At 59.3% G+C, this 15,771-nt stretch carries 14 protein-coding genes; 7 read left to right on the top strand and 7 right to left on the bottom strand.

From position 1 onward, the window contains the following. Nucleotides 1-11: 11 nt before the first annotated feature. The 5 genes from HJD22_RS06970 to HJD22_RS06950 all read right to left on the bottom strand — a co-directional run bounded on the left by HJD22_RS06970 (nucleotide 12) and on the right by HJD22_RS06950 (nucleotide 6,957). Nucleotides 12-1,262, bottom strand: a complete 1,251-nt coding sequence (locus HJD22_RS06970; protein ID WP_248730145.1) for an alginate lyase family protein — start codon at nucleotides 1,260-1,262, stop codon at nucleotides 12-14. Between the two features lie 34 nt (nucleotides 1,263-1,296). Next, nucleotides 1,297-2,196: a polysaccharide lyase gene (locus HJD22_RS06965; protein WP_208655002.1), complete on the bottom strand. Its 900-nt coding sequence runs from the start codon at nucleotides 2,194-2,196 to the stop codon at nucleotides 1,297-1,299. Nucleotides 2,197-2,253: 57 nt separating this feature from the next. After that, nucleotides 2,254-3,816, bottom strand: a complete 1,563-nt coding sequence (locus HJD22_RS06960; RefSeq protein WP_208655003.1) for a PilZ domain-containing protein — start codon at nucleotides 3,814-3,816, stop codon at nucleotides 2,254-2,256. A gap of 55 nt (nucleotides 3,817-3,871) precedes the next feature. Continuing rightward, a complete protein-coding gene (locus tag HJD22_RS06955; protein WP_208655004.1) occupies nucleotides 3,872-5,446 on the bottom strand; it encodes a glycosyltransferase in 1,575 nt (524 codons plus the stop codon). Nucleotides 5,447-5,592: 146 nt separating this feature from the next. Next, nucleotides 5,593-6,957: a UDP-glucose/GDP-mannose dehydrogenase family protein gene (locus tag HJD22_RS06950; protein WP_208655005.1), complete on the bottom strand. Its 1,365-nt coding sequence runs from the start codon at nucleotides 6,955-6,957 to the stop codon at nucleotides 5,593-5,595. A 571-nt stretch (nucleotides 6,958-7,528) separates the two neighbouring features. On the opposite strand from HJD22_RS06950, the gene HJD22_RS06945 reads away from it, so the two are divergent. The 7 genes from HJD22_RS06945 to HJD22_RS06915 all read left to right on the top strand — a co-directional run bounded on the left by HJD22_RS06945 (nucleotide 7,529) and on the right by HJD22_RS06915 (nucleotide 14,282). Then, the gene (locus HJD22_RS06945) at nucleotides 7,529-7,996 is read left to right on the top strand and encodes an SUF system Fe-S cluster assembly regulator (protein WP_208655006.1); all 468 of its coding nucleotides are present in this window, start codon (nucleotides 7,529-7,531) and stop codon (nucleotides 7,994-7,996) included. Between the two features lie 54 nt (nucleotides 7,997-8,050). After that, nucleotides 8,051-9,493 carry a Fe-S cluster assembly protein SufB gene (gene sufB / locus HJD22_RS06940; protein WP_208655007.1) on the top strand — a complete coding sequence of 481 codons (1,443 nt, stop codon included), beginning with the start codon at nucleotides 8,051-8,053 and terminating at the stop codon, nucleotides 9,491-9,493. A gap of 85 nt (nucleotides 9,494-9,578) precedes the next feature. After that, complete coding sequence (sufC, locus tag HJD22_RS06935) at nucleotides 9,579-10,331, top strand: Fe-S cluster assembly ATPase SufC (RefSeq protein WP_208655008.1); 753 nt, start codon at nucleotides 9,579-9,581, stop codon at nucleotides 10,329-10,331. After that, entirely contained in the window at nucleotides 10,328-11,686 is a 1,359-nt protein-coding gene (gene sufD, locus HJD22_RS06930; protein WP_208655009.1) for a Fe-S cluster assembly protein SufD, read from the top strand. The genes sufC and sufD overlap by 4 nt, the downstream gene beginning before the upstream one ends. A gap of 3 nt (nucleotides 11,687-11,689) precedes the next feature. After that, nucleotides 11,690-12,931 (top strand): aminotransferase class V-fold PLP-dependent enzyme, encoded by a 1,242-nt coding sequence (locus HJD22_RS06925; protein WP_208655010.1) that lies wholly within the window; start codon nucleotides 11,690-11,692, stop codon nucleotides 12,929-12,931. 48 nt (nucleotides 12,932-12,979) lie between these two features. Beyond that, nucleotides 12,980-13,552 carry a putative Fe-S cluster assembly protein SufT gene (sufT, locus tag HJD22_RS06920; protein ID WP_208655011.1) on the top strand — a complete coding sequence of 191 codons (573 nt, stop codon included), beginning with the start codon at nucleotides 12,980-12,982 and terminating at the stop codon, nucleotides 13,550-13,552. 55 nt (nucleotides 13,553-13,607) lie between these two features. Next, on the top strand, nucleotides 13,608-14,282 hold the full coding sequence (locus tag HJD22_RS06915) for a vancomycin high temperature exclusion protein (protein ID WP_208655012.1): 675 nt from the start codon (nucleotides 13,608-13,610) through the stop codon (nucleotides 14,280-14,282). Nucleotides 14,283-14,307: 25 nt separating this feature from the next. On the opposite strand, the gene HJD22_RS06910 is transcribed toward HJD22_RS06915, so the two are convergent. Next, nucleotides 14,308-14,748 (bottom strand): hypothetical protein, encoded by a 441-nt coding sequence (locus HJD22_RS06910; RefSeq protein ID WP_208655013.1) that lies wholly within the window; start codon nucleotides 14,746-14,748, stop codon nucleotides 14,308-14,310. Between the two features lie 109 nt (nucleotides 14,749-14,857). Then, complete coding sequence (gene rimK / locus HJD22_RS06905) at nucleotides 14,858-15,766, bottom strand: 30S ribosomal protein S6--L-glutamate ligase (protein ID WP_208655014.1); 909 nt, start codon at nucleotides 15,764-15,766, stop codon at nucleotides 14,858-14,860. Between the last annotated feature and the right edge of the window lie 5 nt (nucleotides 15,767-15,771).

Raw genomic sequence — 15,771 nt, 5'->3', positions numbered from 1 at the left:
CCTTCATGGGGCTAGTTCCAGGACAAGCCATCGAATGACTCCGTTTCTGAGCGCTCGTCGAAGACGATCTGCTGCTGTGCTTCAGGATCCATGAAGTAGAGCGTTGCATAGCCGCCGGCGCTGCGGTTGTAGATGGGACGAGCTTGAGTCAGGAGCTCGTCTATACGCGGGTCGTCGAAACGCGACTGATAGATCTCCATCCAGGAGAAGTACTGGGGATCGCGAAGGAAGCCACGATACTGCTCACGAGGTACCGATTCACCGAGCACGTGAGGATCCTCGATGGCCGACATGGCAAAGTCGACGGCGTCATGAATGGTGCGGCCCTCGATTTCGAGGGCATAGATGTCATATCCCTGCCTGGCGATGATCTCCATATTGGTGATCAGGTAGAGCAGGGCGTAATTCTGATAGTGCGTGGCGCGTCGACCGCGCTGAATTTCCAGCGGTAAAGCACCTGTCTCGGTCATGTCGTGGAGTGCCGAGTAGATGGCACTGACACCGATCTGGAAGAGCTCGTCATTCTCCGTCAGCACCCCCACCATGGTGGCGTAGAGTGCGCGGCGGTAGAAATGGTTGTTGCAGCAGCTGTTTTCAGGTTCGCCGGGAATCTCGATATGGCGCTGTGATAGGTCTGTCAGCCACCTCTCGACATTCTCCCGCTCCTCCTCGAGACCCTCGACCTCCGGCCTGACCACGGAGTAGGCCATGGCGGCGGCAAAGATCATCGATTCGGTGGCGAACCAAGCCTGGGGCTCGGTCCCGGCATAGTAGAAGTTCATCAATGCATCATTATCTGCCCAGTGGTCGAGAAACTTCACCAGGCACTCGGCATAGTAGATGTCATCGGTCGCGACAAAGGAGCCGGCCAACAGGGAGACCGTGTCCTCGAACTTGAACAGCGGTTCGGAAGCCTCCTCCCACTCCTCAGGGCTCGGGTAATAGCCCGGGACGCGCAGGCGGGTAGTGATCGGCGGCTGTGCCAGCTGCTGACGACAGCTGGTGCCAGTGGCAAGGGTGTCACTGCCGATACGCAGGATGGCGTTGGGGGTCTCCTGCAGCAGCTGCTGGCGCGCCTCGACGTCGAAGTAGCTCGCGTCGGAGTCATTGACGGTATAGGGAGAGAGATCGAGGGCCTTGCGCTCCTCCAGCGTAAGCGCATGAGTTGGCGCTGCCAGGCACCAGGTCATCGCCACCCCGATTGAAAGCAGGCGGCGCGGTAACGACCGGGGCGCCACCACAAAGGCGAATTGTTTGGCCATGATTCATCACATCCGTGTAATCAAGCGAATAATGTTATGAACTGGGGGCGTAGAGGCGGAAACCGGCGAAGTCGACGCTCTGATCGTACGGCGTGCGCCACTCTTCGCCATGGCCTCCGAAGAAAGTCGAGAACATCACGCCATCGATATGCAGGCTATCGGTGGTGCGATAGACGATGCCTTGCTGCTCAAGGATCGGCTCGCCATCGATCCAGACCCGCGCCACGCCGTTCTTGCGGTCAGGATCGTTGAGCACGATTTCCTGTTCGATGGTGACCCAGCGTCCTGTCTCGAAGCGCCACAGGCCGCGGCCAACGGAGGCGCCATACTCCTCATCCTGATTGACGACATACTCATAGAGTTCGCCATCGCCATCCTCTCGCCACATGAAGCGCATCGAGAAGCCATTCTCCCCGGTGGCGCGATCCCCTCCGCTGGGTGCCTCTCCTCCATACAGGCCGGGTAACTTGCCGCCTCTCACGAAGTCGAAATCCGGGGCGAAGCGGACCTGGTAGCGCAGGCAGGCGCTGTCGGCACCAGCGAGCTCCGTGTGTTCGGTATAGAATCCGGCTCCCCCTGGCTCGGTATCGCCTGGCGAGGAGGTGCCTTCGGGATAGTGAACCCGTACTACGGGTTCGCCCCGGGCGGTGGTGTCGCGTCTCATGATTTCGATGTTTTCATCCGTGCCCCAGTCACGGCGAGTGTCGAAACCGCGGCGTATCGCCTCGCGCGCATCCTGGCGCAATTCGGGTTGCATACTGGAGATCAGTGAATAGCGCTCGGAGCACGACGTTAGTTGGGGCACGCTGAGCTCCACTTCGTCCTGCGCCTGGGCTTCGGTGGCCAGGCCACCGAGCGCCAGAGCGGGCACCAAGATGCTCGATGCGAGAAGAAAAGTGCGAGCACGGGCGGTATGTCGAATGATGCCGTTCATCGTTGTCTCCTTGGCGGTGTGCGATCGGCCGGACGACCGATCGCATGGCTTGGACGCTCACCCCGATGCGGATTCCTGAGATTCGTCGTCACGATTGGTCACGGATTGATAGAGACCAGTGACGTACTGGCTCACGGCGCGACCGCCTTGATAGATCCACTCAGCCGTTGCGGCAAGAGTCGGTGTTTCGGTGAAACGCACGTCGACTGGCTGGCCTACCGCCTCGGCCGGCAGCGAGGTTTCGGGCACCAGCAGTACGCTTGCGACGTTCTGCTGCTGACGAACCCAGTTGGGGAAGCCGGCGCGTGGTTGACGTTCTACGTCGAGCGCGACGCTGCGTACCTGGGCACGAATCGGCTCCGAAGCGTTGGGTAGTGCGATGAAGGCCGTCTGGTCGGGCGATATCCGAGCGATGTCGCTCATGTGCACGAGGGCTTCGACCATGACATCCTCCTCCCCGGTACGAATGAGGGTCATGATCCGCTCGCTTTCGTTGATATAGGTGCCGTCGGCACTACTCAGTGCCCAGGCCACCAGACAGTCGCAAGGGCTGTGGATCTCGTTCATCGACATGCGCGCCTCTAGCGCGCTGACGCGGGAGCTTTCGTAATCGCGTACCGTCTCGAACTGCTCGACACGTGCCTGGGCGATCTCCGGGGAGGCGGTTTCATAGGAGACGGAGTCGCCGCTGCCCGGCTGTGCCGAGTTGGCCATGCTGACCTGCCCGTTGCCCGAGGCGAGACTCTCCTGCAGGTTTTCGATCAGCCGTTCGTTGTAGCTCTGCGATGCCCGCGCCAGGATCAGGTCGGATTCCAGGTCGCTGTTGTTGACGCCGGTCAGGTATTGGTCGCGCTCGACTCGATCCCCCGCCTGCCAGGGATGATCCTCGAGGATGCCGGCGCCGGGGGCGCGGATATCGATTCTCGGTGCCGTCACCGCGGCAAAGCTCGGCTCGATCAGCATGAAGTTGCGGTATGCCGTGGCGGCCCCAACGACCACGAGCAGAGCTGCCGCCGCAAAGAGCGCGACATAGCGTCCCCAAGGGCGGGGTGGGGCGGCGGGGGGGGCCGCCGCACCTGACTTACGCTTGCGTGGCGTTTGCGGGTCCTCGTCATCGATCAGACTCTCGACACTGGCATAGCGCCCGCTCAAGTAGGCGCGAATCAGTCGTCTGAGCACCTCCTGCTGGGCAGGATCGATATGGGTGATGCGAAATGCGGCCCGGTATTGCCCCTCATCATCGGGATGGCAGCGCAGGCAGTGTGCCTCGACCGGCACGATCAGCTCTGCCGTTCCCGCTGACATCAATAGCGAAATCGGCATCACGGCGCCGGGGGCAATGGCGGCATCGCCTTTGAGCTCGAATCCCCCCATCGAGACATCGATACCGTCGAAGATGCGTCCATCTTCGGTTCTCGCCTGGAAGGGGGCCGGTACCCGCACATGCTGCCGCTCGTCGCGGCGCTCATGTTGAATCTGGCTGGTATCACGCAGGTTGCCAGCTGGCGCTTGGGCCGATGCAGGTGCGCTCTCGTCGCGTGCGCCAGTAGCGTTGCCCTGGCGACCTAATGACGGTTCCTTGCGATCGACGCTGTCATGACGATTGGTTGGGTCAGGCATGCGTCTTCTCCTTGATAATGTTCTGAGCGCCGTGGCGCAGTTTTTGAATCGCTACTCAATGTGGCCAGAGTCCCCAATCCCGAAGAATGGCCAGTGACATGTAGTCGGGCGGCGCTAGCACGCCAGTGGCGAGAACCAGCACGAAGAGCAGGCTGGTAAAGTAGACGGCATGCATGAAGTGCCCCATGTGCCGTTGTCGACGTGCTGCCACGGGATCAGTGGGTTCACCTGCGGAAATGCCTTGGCGTGACCACTTTTGCCGATTGAAGCGGAAGCTGACGTAGGTCTTGAGGATCGCGCCGAATACCTGGTTGTAGTAGATCAGCGGTATCCACAGCAGGCTGAAACGGCCGCGCTGCCAGGCCAGGATCGAGGTCGCGATACTGCGGGTGAACAGAATCCACAGCAGATAGGCGAAAATGAACGATGGACGGATGAACAGCGACACCAGGATGGCCACGCTGGGGCCCACCAGGGTGGTCCACATCGACAGTCGTTGATCGACCAGGCTCCACCAGGTGAACCAGCCCATCGGCTTGGGGCCGAGCTTGATGGCTCGCTCGCTGGTGCGCAGCATGTTGCCATACCAGCGGCGCATCAGGTCGGTCGTCGAGGCGAAGAAGCGCTTGCGGTTGGGCAGCTCCTCAAAACCGGTGACATAGACATCGGGAATGTAGAGCATCTTCCAGCCATGCTTGAGCAGCCAGTACCAGGTCGACTTGTCATCCCCGGAAAGGAACTTGAAGTTGCCGAAGCGCCAATGGTAGACGTGATCGTTCTCCACCAGGGAGATGAACTCCGGATGGGTAGCCAGATCGACGCGAAAGGCACTGTAACGCCCTGTCAGCACTAGCAAACGCTCGGAAAGAGACAGCGAACTCATCACCAGATGGCGCTGAGCATAGCGCAGGTCATACCACTCCTTGGTGGCATCGTTGCCGGTCACCTTGGCGGTATTGTTGGTGGTGATTGCACCGAGGTCGTCGCGGCTGAGGAAGAACGAGAGGGAGTGCTCGAAGGTGCCGGGCTCCAGCCGGATATCGCCATCCATCGAGACCAGTACTGAGTTTCTCGATGGCATGCGGCGTGAGATGGCACGCAGTACCTCGGCCATGGCCGAGCGCTTGCCATCCCCCTTCTGGAACATGTAGCAGATCTCGATATTCCCCGGCCGGCCATTCTCATCAAGGACATGGTCGATGATATCGACATCGGTACGGTCCGAAAGGGCAGCAAAGATCGTCGTTGGTACACCGTAATCGCGGGCCTCCTTGATCAGGGCATCATAGACTGAAAAGCTCACCTCGGTTTCGATGCGATACGACGTGCAGAGCACGTAGAGCGCATCGGGGCGCATCCTGGCACTGGCCGCGTCGGCTTCAGCCCTGAGCCTTGGAAATACCTTGCGGTTGTACCAGGTCGAGCGTACTGCCTGTACCAGCCACCACGAATAGCGCCAGATACCGATGGCACCCACGGCAAAGAAGAAGCTTTGGGACTCGGGATTGAAGATGTCCCGAGGGAGTTCCGAGATCAACACGATCAGCAGGGCAAGGCCCAGCAGCAGCACGGTGAACTCCGTCACCCAACTGGCGGTAGAAGGTCTCGGAACATGAGGTCGACTCGCCATAGACGTCATCTCCTGATAGTGCATGCGGCCGGCAAGGATTCTGCTCGGCCGACATGGCGGACAGCATCGCTTTTACACCTGTTGGCGTAATGGCAATAAAGAGCGTGGTGGGGCGCCGAGTCATCGACGCCCGGCTCACACCGTGCTCATGCAGTCGCAGCGAGTGACGGTGATGGTGATGGCAGAGTATCGCCACGGCCGATAGCGTAGTAGGCGAGGCCTGCGGCCTTGACGATTTCCGGATCGAAGATGTTACGTCCGTCAATCATCACCGGTGTGGAGAGCTTGTCACGTACCTTATCGAAATCGACGGTGCGAAAGGCTTTCCATTCAGTGCAGATCACCAGTGCATCGGCATCGTTCAGGGTTTCGTCGCGGCGCTTGGTCAATGTAAGATCGTCGCGTTCGCCATAGATGCGACGACATTCATCCATGGCTTCGGGATCGTAGGCTCGGACCTTGGCTCCCGCTTTCCAAAGCGATTCCATCAGCGCGCGGCTCGGCGCTTCGCGCATATCGTCGGTATTGGGCTTGAACGCAAGCCCCCATAGGGCGATGGTCTTGCCCTTGAGATCATGGCCAAGCGAGTGGGAAACCTTGTCGAACAGCACGCTTTTCTGACGGTTATTGACCGTCTCGACCGCTTCGAGCAGCACCGATTCGTGATCGATGCTACGCGCGGTACGCGCCAGTGCCTGGACATCCTTGGGAAAGCAGGAGCCGCCATAGCCGCAGCCGGGATAGATGAAGTGATAGCCGATGCGAGGGTCGCTACCTATGCCATGGCGCACCTGCTCGATGTCAGCCCCCAGCTTCTCAGCCAAATTGGCGATCTCATTGATGAAGCTGATCTTGGTGGCAAGCATGGCATTGGCGGCGTACTTGGTCAGTTCGGCACTGCGCACGTCCATAAACAGTAGCTTGTTCTGCTGACGATTGTAGGGACCGTAGCACTCCTTCATGTACCGCTTGACGCGTTCGGATTCGGTGCCGATGACGATGCGAGAGCCTCGTGAGAAGTCCTCGATGGCAGCGCCCTCCTTGAGGAACTCTGGGTTGGAGCAGACATCGAAATCGAGCGTTGTGCCACGCTCGGAGAGGGTATTGGTGACCATCTCCGCCACCTTGTCAGCGGTGCCCACGGGTACGGTGGACTTGTCGATGATGACCTTATAATCCTGCATGTGGGTGCCAATCGTGCGCGCCACGTCCAGCACATACTTGAGATCTGCACTGCCATCTTCATCAGGCGGGGTGCCAACGGCAATGAACTGCAGAACGCCGAAGTTGACGGCCTTTTCGGCATCGGTGGTGAAGAAAAGGCGCTCTTCCTTGATATTTTGCTGAATCAGGGTCTCGAGCCCTGGTTCATGGATGGGGACCTTGCCGTTGTTGAGTGCAGCGACTTTGTCGGCATCGACATCGACACACATCACCTCGTGTCCGACATCGGCGAGACAGGCGCCGGTCACGAGTCCTACATAGCCTGATCCAAATATCGATATTCGCATATCAATGATGCTCCTTGCGTCTCGGATCTTCCATGGCCTAAACCAGTACAGAAGATGTGGGAAAATAACTACCTTGCATCCTTACCAGGTCGTTATACCGCTTGCTTTTGTCAGGTAAGTTACAGGCTCCTTGGTCTTAGTGACCTAAGCATTATACATGCCTCAATGTAATATTTGTAAGGGAATCAATTTTTTGCATTTTCTCTATTAATGGAAACCACTGTTTTCGATTTGCATAGGTAATGTCAAGTGTAGCTAATATAATACACATTTTCTGCACAATGCTAAGATATTCACAAAAAATCAATAGGTTATTGTGTTACCGATTAGCGACAAAGAAAAGGTGGCGCCTAGTTCTGCACAATGATGGTGCTTAATTGCACCATATATGTGCAAATTAGAGGATAATTTACTTTGTTTTCTTACATTAGGGCGCCAAATAGCCATGTTGTTGCTTCCTTTCAATCACCCCGATAGTTTTCCTCCCCTTCACATCACCCATATACAGGACTAAAATGGTCCGCAATTGATGCCTGCCGTGCTGGCATGTCGTAACGTAGGGAGCGTCACCATGCTCAAGCTGTCTCGGCTGACCGATTATGCTGCCGTCTTGATGGCGCAGATCGCCCGCTACCCCGATCAGTCGCATGCTGCGATCGATCTGGCGGAGCGAGCCAATCTGCCGCACCCCACCGTTAGCAAGACGCTGAAGATGTTGGCGAAAGCCGGGTTGGTCGTCTCGCAGCGGGGCGCGCAAGGCGGTTATCGTCTGGCGCGACCGGCATCGCAGATCACCGCCAGCGATATCATCAGTGCCATCGAGGGGCCGGTGGCGATGACCGAGTGCAGCCTGGCAGGCGGCGATTGCGATCTTGCCGCGACTTGCGGTGTTGCCGATAACTGGCAGCGGGTGTCGTTGGCGATACGCGCGCTGCTCGATAGCGTGACACTGGCTCATCTGTCCCAAGCTGCGCCAATCAAGTTGCCTGTACAGCTACCGATTCAAACCGTGAACCTGGCCTTTGATGCCAGTCGCTAGTAACCGTGATGACCGAGGGTAGCGCCAAGCCGCGCTCGGAAAGGGGGAGAGAAAATGGCAAGTCAGGAAATGGAACAGCTTGTCCGTCGCGAATATACCCATGGTTTCGTGACCGACATCGAGAGCGACACCATACCGCCCGGCCTCGATGAGGACACCATCGCCTTCATCTCCAAGAAGAAGGGGGAACCCGAGTGGATGCTGGAGTGGCGTCTCGATGCCTATCGTCAGTGGCTCAAGATGACGCCGCCCTCTTGGGCGCACCTGCACTATCCGCCGATCGACTATCAGGCGATTTCCTACTTCAGTGCACCCAAAAAAGACGAAGACCGGCCACAGAGCCTGGATGAGGTCGATCCCAAGCTCCTCGAAACCTATGAAAAGCTGGGTATTCCGCTACATGAGCGAGCCGCACTTGCTGGCGTGGCGGTGGATGCGGTCTTCGACTCCGTGTCGGTGACGACGACGTTCAAGGAGAAGCTGGGCGAGGCGGGTGTGATCTTCTGTTCGATCTCCGAGGCCATCCGCGATTATCCGGAGCTGATCAAGCAGTACTTGGGCACGGTGGTGCCGGTGGCAGACAACTATTTTGCTGCACTCAACTCGGCGGTATTCACTGATGGCTCCTTCGTCTTCGTCCCTGAAGGCGTGACCTGCCCGATGGAGCTTTCCACCTATTTCCGGATCAATGCCGCCAATACCGGCCAATTCGAGCGTACGCTGATCATCTGCGAAAGTCGCGCCCAGGTCTCCTACCTGGAGGGTTGTACCGCGCCGATGCGCGATGAGAATCAGCTTCACGCCGCTGTTGTCGAGCTGGTGGCACTCGAGGATGCCTATATCAAGTACTCCACGGTACAGAACTGGTACCCCGGTGACGAAGAGGGCAAGGGCGGCATCTATAACTTCGTCACCAAGCGTGGCGAGTGCCGTGGCGATCGCGCCCGCATCAGCTGGACCCAGGTCGAGACCGGTTCGGCGATCACCTGGAAGTATCCCTCCTGCATCCTGCGTGGTAAGGACAGCATCGGTGAGTTCTACTCCGTTGCCGTGACCAACGGTCGTCAGCAGGCCGATACCGGGACCAAGATGATCCATATCGGCGAAGGCTCGCGCTCCTATATCGTTGCCAAGGGGATCGCTGCCGGGAACAGCGAACAGTCGTACCGCGGGTTAGTCAAGATCGGGCCGCGCGCCAAGGGAGCTCGTAATTTTACCCAGTGCGACTCGCTGCTGATTGGCGACCGCTGCGGCGCTCACACCTTCCCTTACCAAGAGATCGGCAACAGCACCTCGACTCTCGAGCATGAGGCGACGACCTCGAAGATTGGTGAGGACCAGCTCTTCTATTGCCAGAGCCGTGGTATCTCCGAAGAGGATGCGGTGAGCATGATCGTCAACGGTTTCTGCAAGGACGTGTTCCAGGAGTTGCCGATGGAGTTCGCCGTGGAGGCCGAGGCACTGCTGAACGTCACGCTCGAAGGTGCCGTGGGCTAAGGACGTCGATACGACTCCGTCAACGTTTTGAACATTTTATTTCAGGTCGTCCGAATGACGGCCTGACAGGAACAAGGGTACCGACATGCTCGAAGTCAAGAATCTTCACGTCTCCGTGGAAGGCAAGGAAATCCTCAAGGGTCTCGATCTGACGATCCGCGCTGGCGAGGTGCACGCCATCATGGGTCCCAATGGGGCCGGCAAGTCGACATTGTCGGCGGTGATTGCTGGCAAGGATGGCTATGAAGTGACCGAGGGGACGATCACCTTCGAAGGCCAGGACGTGCTCGAGATGGAGGTGGAGGAGCGTGCTCAGGCCGGTCTGCTGATGAGTTTCCAATACCCGGTGGAGATCCCCGGGGTGAAGAACATCTATCTGCTCAAGGCGGCACTCAATGCGCAGCGCCAAGCGCGAGGCGAGGGTGAGATACCTGCCCCGGAATTCATGAAGCTGGTCAAGGAGAAGATCGCCGAAATGAAGATGGACGCGAGCTTCCTGCAGCGTGCCGTCAACGAAGGCTTCTCTGGTGGCGAAAAGAAGCGCAACGAGATACTGCAGATGTTGGTACTGCAACCCAAGCTCGCCATGCTCGACGAAATCGACTCGGGCCTCGATATCGACGCGATGAAGGTCGTCGCCGATGGGGTCAACTCGTTGCGCGATGCGAGTCGCGGCATCCTGTTGGTGACACATTACCAGCGTCTGCTGGACTACATCACCCCTGATCATGTCCATGTGCTGGTCGATGGCCGTATCGTCAAGAGCGGTGACAAGGAGCTGGCGAAAGAGCTCGAGGCGCGGGGCTACGATTGGGTACAGGAGGAGTCTGCGGCATGAGCGACGTACAGACCTTTCTGAACCGGCTGAACGAGCGCATCAGTGAGCGACTCGAGGTGCATGGTGCCGAACCGTCATGGGTCGCGGCGCGGCGCCAGGCCGGTGCGGCGCGCTTCGAGGCGCTGGGCTTCCCTACGCGCCGCGACGAGGCGTGGAAATATACTGATGTAGGCGCGATCGCCAAGGCCAATTTTGCGCTGGCCCAGAATGCCGAATTTTCACCGGCTACCAGCGCGACGCTGGTGCTGCCGATCGAGGCGCACCGCTTGACCTTCGTCGATGGGGTGTTCAGCAGTGCGCTGTCCGACCTCGCCGACCTACCAGGAGGTGTCGTACTGCAGCCGTTGAGCCAGGCCATCGACGCCAACCATGAAGCCGTAGGCGGCCCGTTGGGTCGCTTGACCGGGGTCGAGTTCTCCCCCTTCTCGGCACTCAACACCGCATTCATGGAAGAGGGAGCCCTGCTCCGGCTGGCGCCCGGCACGGTGGTGGAGAAGCCGATCGTGCTGCAGTTCCTGTCGCGCGCCAATGCCGAGCCGGTGATGAGTCATCCGCGTATCTTGATCGAAATGGGCAGCCGCAGCCAGGCCACCGTCATCGAACATCATATCGGCGAGAGCGAGGCGGCCAACTTCACCAATCTGGTCGAAGAGATCATGCTCGATCGCGGTGCCAACTTGACCCACTACAAGTTGCAGGAGGCACCACTGGGCGATCTGCATGTGGCGAGCATCCATGTCGAGCAGGCGCGCGATAGCCATTACATCTCATTCAACCTCAACTTGGGCGGGGCGCTGGTGCGTAACGACCTGGTTGCCGACCTGAATGGCGAAGGGGCGCAAGCCGGCTTCAACGGTCTCTTCTATGGCCAGGGCCGACAGCATGTCGATAACCATACGCTGGTCAACCACAACTCACCGCGTACCTACTCCAACGAGAATTACAAAGGCGTTCTCGACGACCGGGCGCGTGGCGTGTTCAACGGCAAGGTGATCGTCAAGCGCGACAGCCAGAAGATCGAGGCGTACCAGAACAACGCCAATCTACTGCTCTCCGACCGTGCCGAAATCGACACCAAGCCTGAACTCGAGATCTATGCCGACGATGTGAAGTGCTCCCACGGGGCGACCACCGGACAGCTCAACGAGGAGGCCGTCTATGCATTGCGCACCCGCGGTATCGACGAGCAGACCGCTCGAGGTCTTCTGACCCTGGCCTTCGCTGGCGAGGTAATGGAGCAGGTGGAAGTGGATGCCGTGGCGGAGCGAGTCGAACTGGCGATAGCCGGCAAGCTGCCGGAGCGCTTCAACCTGGCCGGCCTGGTGGAAGCCTCGGTCGCTCTCGGAGACGTCTAAGTCATGCCAGTCATGAACGAGCGAGCGCTGGACGTGGTCGCGGTGCGCGCCGACTTCCCGATCCTCGAACGGAAAGTGCACGGCAAGCCACTGGTCTATCTGGACAATGCCGCGACCAGCCAGACGCCGAGGCAGGTGATTGCCACGCTGGAGGAGTACTACCGGCGTTACAACGCCAATATCCATCGTGGCCTGCACACTCTGGCCGATGAGGCCACGGCGGCTTACGAGCGCACCCGCGAAACGGTACGCACGTTTCTCAACGCCGGCGAACGTCGCGAGATCATCTTCACCCGGGGGACCACCGAGGGCATCAACCTGGTGGCCAATGCCTGGGGCAGGGCCAACCTGAAGGCGGGCGACGAGGTGCTGGTGTCACGCCTGGAACACCACTCCAATATCGTACCCTGGCAACTGCTCGCCACTCAGTTGGGCATCGTGGTCAAGGTGATCCCGGTGGACGAGCGAGGCGCGCTGGACATGGCCGCCTATTGCGACCTGTTTACCGAACGCACCCGGTTGGTGGCGGTCAACCACGTCTCCAATGCATTCGGTACCGTCAATCCGGTCACTGAGCTTGCGCGTATCGCGCACGCTCATGGCGCCCTGATCTTGATCGATGGGGCCCAGGCGACACCGCATGAGGCGGTCGACGTGAAGGCCATCGATGCCGATTTTTACGCCTTCTCCGGACACAAGGTCTACGGCCCGACAGGGGCTGGGGCATTGTATGGCAAGGCTGAATTGCTCGAGGCGATGCCGCCCTGGCAGGGGGGCGGGGAGATGATCAAGACGGTCTCCTTCGACTCACCGACCACCTATGCCGATATTCCCCACAAGTTCGAGGCCGGCACCCCCTCTATCGCCGATGTCATTGCCTTTGGCACGGCACTTGAGTGGGTGACCGACACTGGCCTCGACCTGATCGGTGCGTGGGAACAGCGACTGCTCGAGCGTGCCACTGCAAGGCTCAATACCATCGATGGCCTGCGTATCCTGGGTACGGCACCGCACAAGGCCGCCGTGGTCTCCTTCGTGGTGGAAGGCGCCCATGCGCAGGATATCAGTCTGCTGATCGATCAGCTGGGGGTGGCGATTCGTACCGGTAACCACTGTGCCCAGCCGCTGCTGGCGCAGTTCGGCGTCGATGCGACCTGTCGCGCCTCGTTTGCCGCCTACAATACGCTGGAGGAGATCGACTTCTTCGTCGATAGCCTCAAGCGTGTGATCGGCATGGTGCGTTGAGGGCGCGGCGGTGATTCGCCGCGTCAATTACCGTATTAAGGGAGCCATATGGCGGAAAGCGCTGAGGTGGAAAGTCTCTACAAGGGCCAGCAGCTTCCTCTGCAACGAGATGTCGAGGTGATCTCCATTCCCTTTGGCAAGACCATCACCCTGCCCGAGGACAGTACGGTAACGGTGATGCAGGCCAAGGGAAGCAGTGTAAGCGTCGCTTATGAAGGGCGACTCTATCTGATCGAAGGGACCAATCTCGATGCGCTGGGGCTCGAGGCATTGCCACGGCCGACCCTGCCCGTTGATGCCAGCGAAGAGGAAATAGAGCAATTCGTCTGGGACCAGCTGCGGACCTGCTTCGACCCGGAAATTCCGGTGGATATCGTCGAGCTGGGCTTGGTCTATGGCTGCCGTATCGAGCGGCTCCTCTCCGGCGAGCGAATCGTCACGATTCGCATGACGCTCACCGCTCCTGGATGTGGCATGGGAGACGTGATCGCCGCCGATGCCCGTAACAAGATCCTCGGAGCACCGCAGATTTCCAAGGTACATGTCGAAACCGTCTTCGATCCACCCTGGAGCCGTGAGATGATGAGCGACGAAGCCAAGTTGGAACTGGGGATGTTCTAGGCGCTGTTCCTAGGGACTAGCCAGGCTGCCGCGGGCCGGAATGATGGGGAAGGCTATGCGGCAACTGCTGCTGAAAGGGGTGAAGATCATCTTGATGACGCTGGGAGTCGCCGTGCTCCTGGTCGGGATGCTATTTGCTGCCGCCAATGCCTGGGTTGTCGGAAAGACTCATTCCCGCATCGAGCATGAATTGCCGCTGTGTGCCGCCCAGCCGGTGGGTATCGTGTTCGGCACCTCCCACTGGACTCGGACGGGACGTAGAAACCCGCATTTCGAAGCGCGCATGAGCGCCGCCTCGCGGCTGATACGCCTGCGTCGCGTGCAGCACCTGCTGCTCTCCGGCGACAACCGCACTCGCTTCTACAATGAGCCCATCACCATGTGGCGTGATCTGCGCGGACGCAACGTCCGTGATATCGACATGACCCTCGACTACGCTGGCTTCAGTACCTTCGATACTCTCTCGCGTGCGCGCGACGTATTCGGCGTCGAGCGCGCTCTACTGGTTACCCAGTCGTGGCACTTGCCGCGTGCAATATTCATCGCCGATGCGCTGGGGCTCGAAGTGACCGGGTGTGCTGTACCGGCAGAGCCCGTTGCGGGGGTCTGGCGGCTGAGGATGAGGGAATGGGTAGCGCGAGCGGCAACCCTTGGAGATCTCTATTTATGGGAGCGGCGTCCCTATTTCCTAGGGCCGCTGGAGCCCCTCGAGATCATGCCACGCCACTGATGTGAGTCACGCGGCTCAAATGAGGTCAGCGACGCTGCTTCTGCAGCCGATAGAGTTCACGGATCAAAGCACGGCAGCCTGACCAGCAACGTTCGATGACCGGTTCGATCGGATCGGGAAGCGGATGCGTATACAGGGTAGCCAGCGCCTGCATCAGCACTCGCTCCTGCTCCAGCAATTCATTGACCAGCACCTGACTGTCGTTGCCGACGAAGCTCTTAAGGCGACTCCAGAGCCACAGGTAATCGTCGCGTTCGACATCGGCGTCACGCGGCAGCAGGCGTAGATGTTTCTTGGCCAGCTCCTGCAGTTCATGCAGTGCCACACCGCGTTTCTCATAGTGAGGTTTCAGCACTTCGCGCAGCGAAGGACGCAGGCGCTCAAGATTGTCCTGGAAATAGTCGAGACTGTCTGCAAGCGCTTCCAGCACGCTATCCATCGCCACTTGGCGATTATCGAGAAACATGGGTGGTCACCTCCTCCGGTGACGCAAATTGTGCGGCTGCGAACAGTGTTTTTCTACCCCTCGAACCGATTAATTTCGCATTATCTTGTTTTTGACGCTTATTCGTCGCTTAACCTTTCGGTTTAGGTGGAGCTTTCTGGTTCGGAGAGGCGTGCTTCTCGATATGTTCGATGATCATCCCGGCAATATCCTTGCCGGTGGCGGTTTCGATTCCCTGCAAACCCGGCGAGGAGTTGACCTCCATGATCACCGGGCCGTGATTCGAGCGAAGCAGGTCGACACCCGCCACACCGAGACCCATGGCCTTGGCCGCCCGTATGGCGGTGGAGCGTTCCTCTGGAGTGATGCGGATTACGCTGGCGCTGCCGCCGCGGTGGAGATTTGAGCGAAACTCGCCCTCGGCGGCCTGGCGCTTCATGGTCGCCACGACCTTGTCACCGACGACCAGACAGCGGATGTCGGCGCCGCCAGCCTCCTTGATGTACTCCTGCACCATGATATTGGCTTTCATGCCCATGAATGCCTGGATCACCGATTCGGCCGCCTGGTTGGTCTCGGCAAGCACCACGCCGATACCCTGTGTCCCCTCGAGCAGCTTGATCACCAGTGGGGCCCCCTTGACCATGGTGATCAGGTCGGGGATATCGTCTGGCGAGTGAGCGAAGCCGGTGATCGGCAAGCCGAGGCCCTTGCGCGATAACAGCTGTAGTGAGCGCAGCTTGTCGCGCGAACGGGTGATCGAGACCGAATCATTGAGCACATAGGTGCCCATCATCTCGAACTGGCGCAGCACGGCACAGCCATAGAACGTCACTGAGGCGCCTATACGGGGGATCACCGCGTCGAAGGGTTCGATCTCCTTGCCCTTGTAATGGATCGACGGGCGGTGTGAGGCGATATTCATGTAGCAGCGCAGGGTATCCACGACGCGTGCCGTGTGACCGCGCACCTCGGCGGCCTCGATCAGGCGGCGCGTGGAGTACAGATTGCGATTGCGCGACAGTAGCGCGATATGCATATTTT

The organism is Halomonas sp. TA22 (genome assembly GCF_013009075.1).
Classification (GTDB): Bacteria; Pseudomonadota; Gammaproteobacteria; order Pseudomonadales; family Halomonadaceae; genus TA22.
Note: the sequence above shows the minus strand (reverse complement) of the source record. Positions and strands in the feature narration are given on the sequence as shown.

What these genes read in the sequence shown, in the direction of transcription:
- HJD22_RS06970 (WP_248730145.1), bottom strand. Translation starts at nt 1,262, where the DNA reads ATGGCCAAACAATTCGCCTTTGTGGTGGCGCCCCGGTCGTTACCGCGC.
- HJD22_RS06925 (WP_208655010.1), top strand. Translation starts at nt 11,690, where the DNA reads ATGCCAGTCATGAACGAGCGAGCGCTGGACGTGGTCGCGGTGCGCGCC.
- HJD22_RS06960 (WP_208655003.1), bottom strand. Translation starts at nt 3,816, where the DNA reads ATGCCTGACCCAACCAATCGTCATGACAGCGTCGATCGCAAGGAACCG.
- HJD22_RS06915 (WP_208655012.1), top strand. Translation starts at nt 13,608, where the DNA reads ATGCGGCAACTGCTGCTGAAAGGGGTGAAGATCATCTTGATGACGCTG.
- HJD22_RS06965 (WP_208655002.1), bottom strand. Translation starts at nt 2,196, where the DNA reads ATGAACGGCATCATTCGACATACCGCCCGTGCTCGCACTTTTCTTCTC.
- sufC (WP_208655008.1), top strand. Translation starts at nt 9,579, where the DNA reads ATGCTCGAAGTCAAGAATCTTCACGTCTCCGTGGAAGGCAAGGAAATC.
- sufB (WP_208655007.1), top strand. Translation starts at nt 8,051, where the DNA reads ATGGCAAGTCAGGAAATGGAACAGCTTGTCCGTCGCGAATATACCCAT.
- HJD22_RS06955 (WP_208655004.1), bottom strand. Translation starts at nt 5,446, where the DNA reads ATGGCGAGTCGACCTCATGTTCCGAGACCTTCTACCGCCAGTTGGGTG.
- HJD22_RS06945 (WP_208655006.1), top strand. Translation starts at nt 7,529, where the DNA reads ATGCTCAAGCTGTCTCGGCTGACCGATTATGCTGCCGTCTTGATGGCG.
- rimK (WP_208655014.1), bottom strand. Translation starts at nt 15,766, where the DNA reads ATGCATATCGCGCTACTGTCGCGCAATCGCAATCTGTACTCCACGCGC.
- sufT (WP_208655011.1), top strand. Translation starts at nt 12,980, where the DNA reads ATGGCGGAAAGCGCTGAGGTGGAAAGTCTCTACAAGGGCCAGCAGCTT.
- HJD22_RS06950 (WP_208655005.1), bottom strand. Translation starts at nt 6,957, where the DNA reads ATGCGAATATCGATATTTGGATCAGGCTATGTAGGACTCGTGACCGGC.
- HJD22_RS06910 (WP_208655013.1), bottom strand. Translation starts at nt 14,748, where the DNA reads ATGTTTCTCGATAATCGCCAAGTGGCGATGGATAGCGTGCTGGAAGCG.
- sufD (WP_208655009.1), top strand. Translation starts at nt 10,328, where the DNA reads ATGAGCGACGTACAGACCTTTCTGAACCGGCTGAACGAGCGCATCAGT.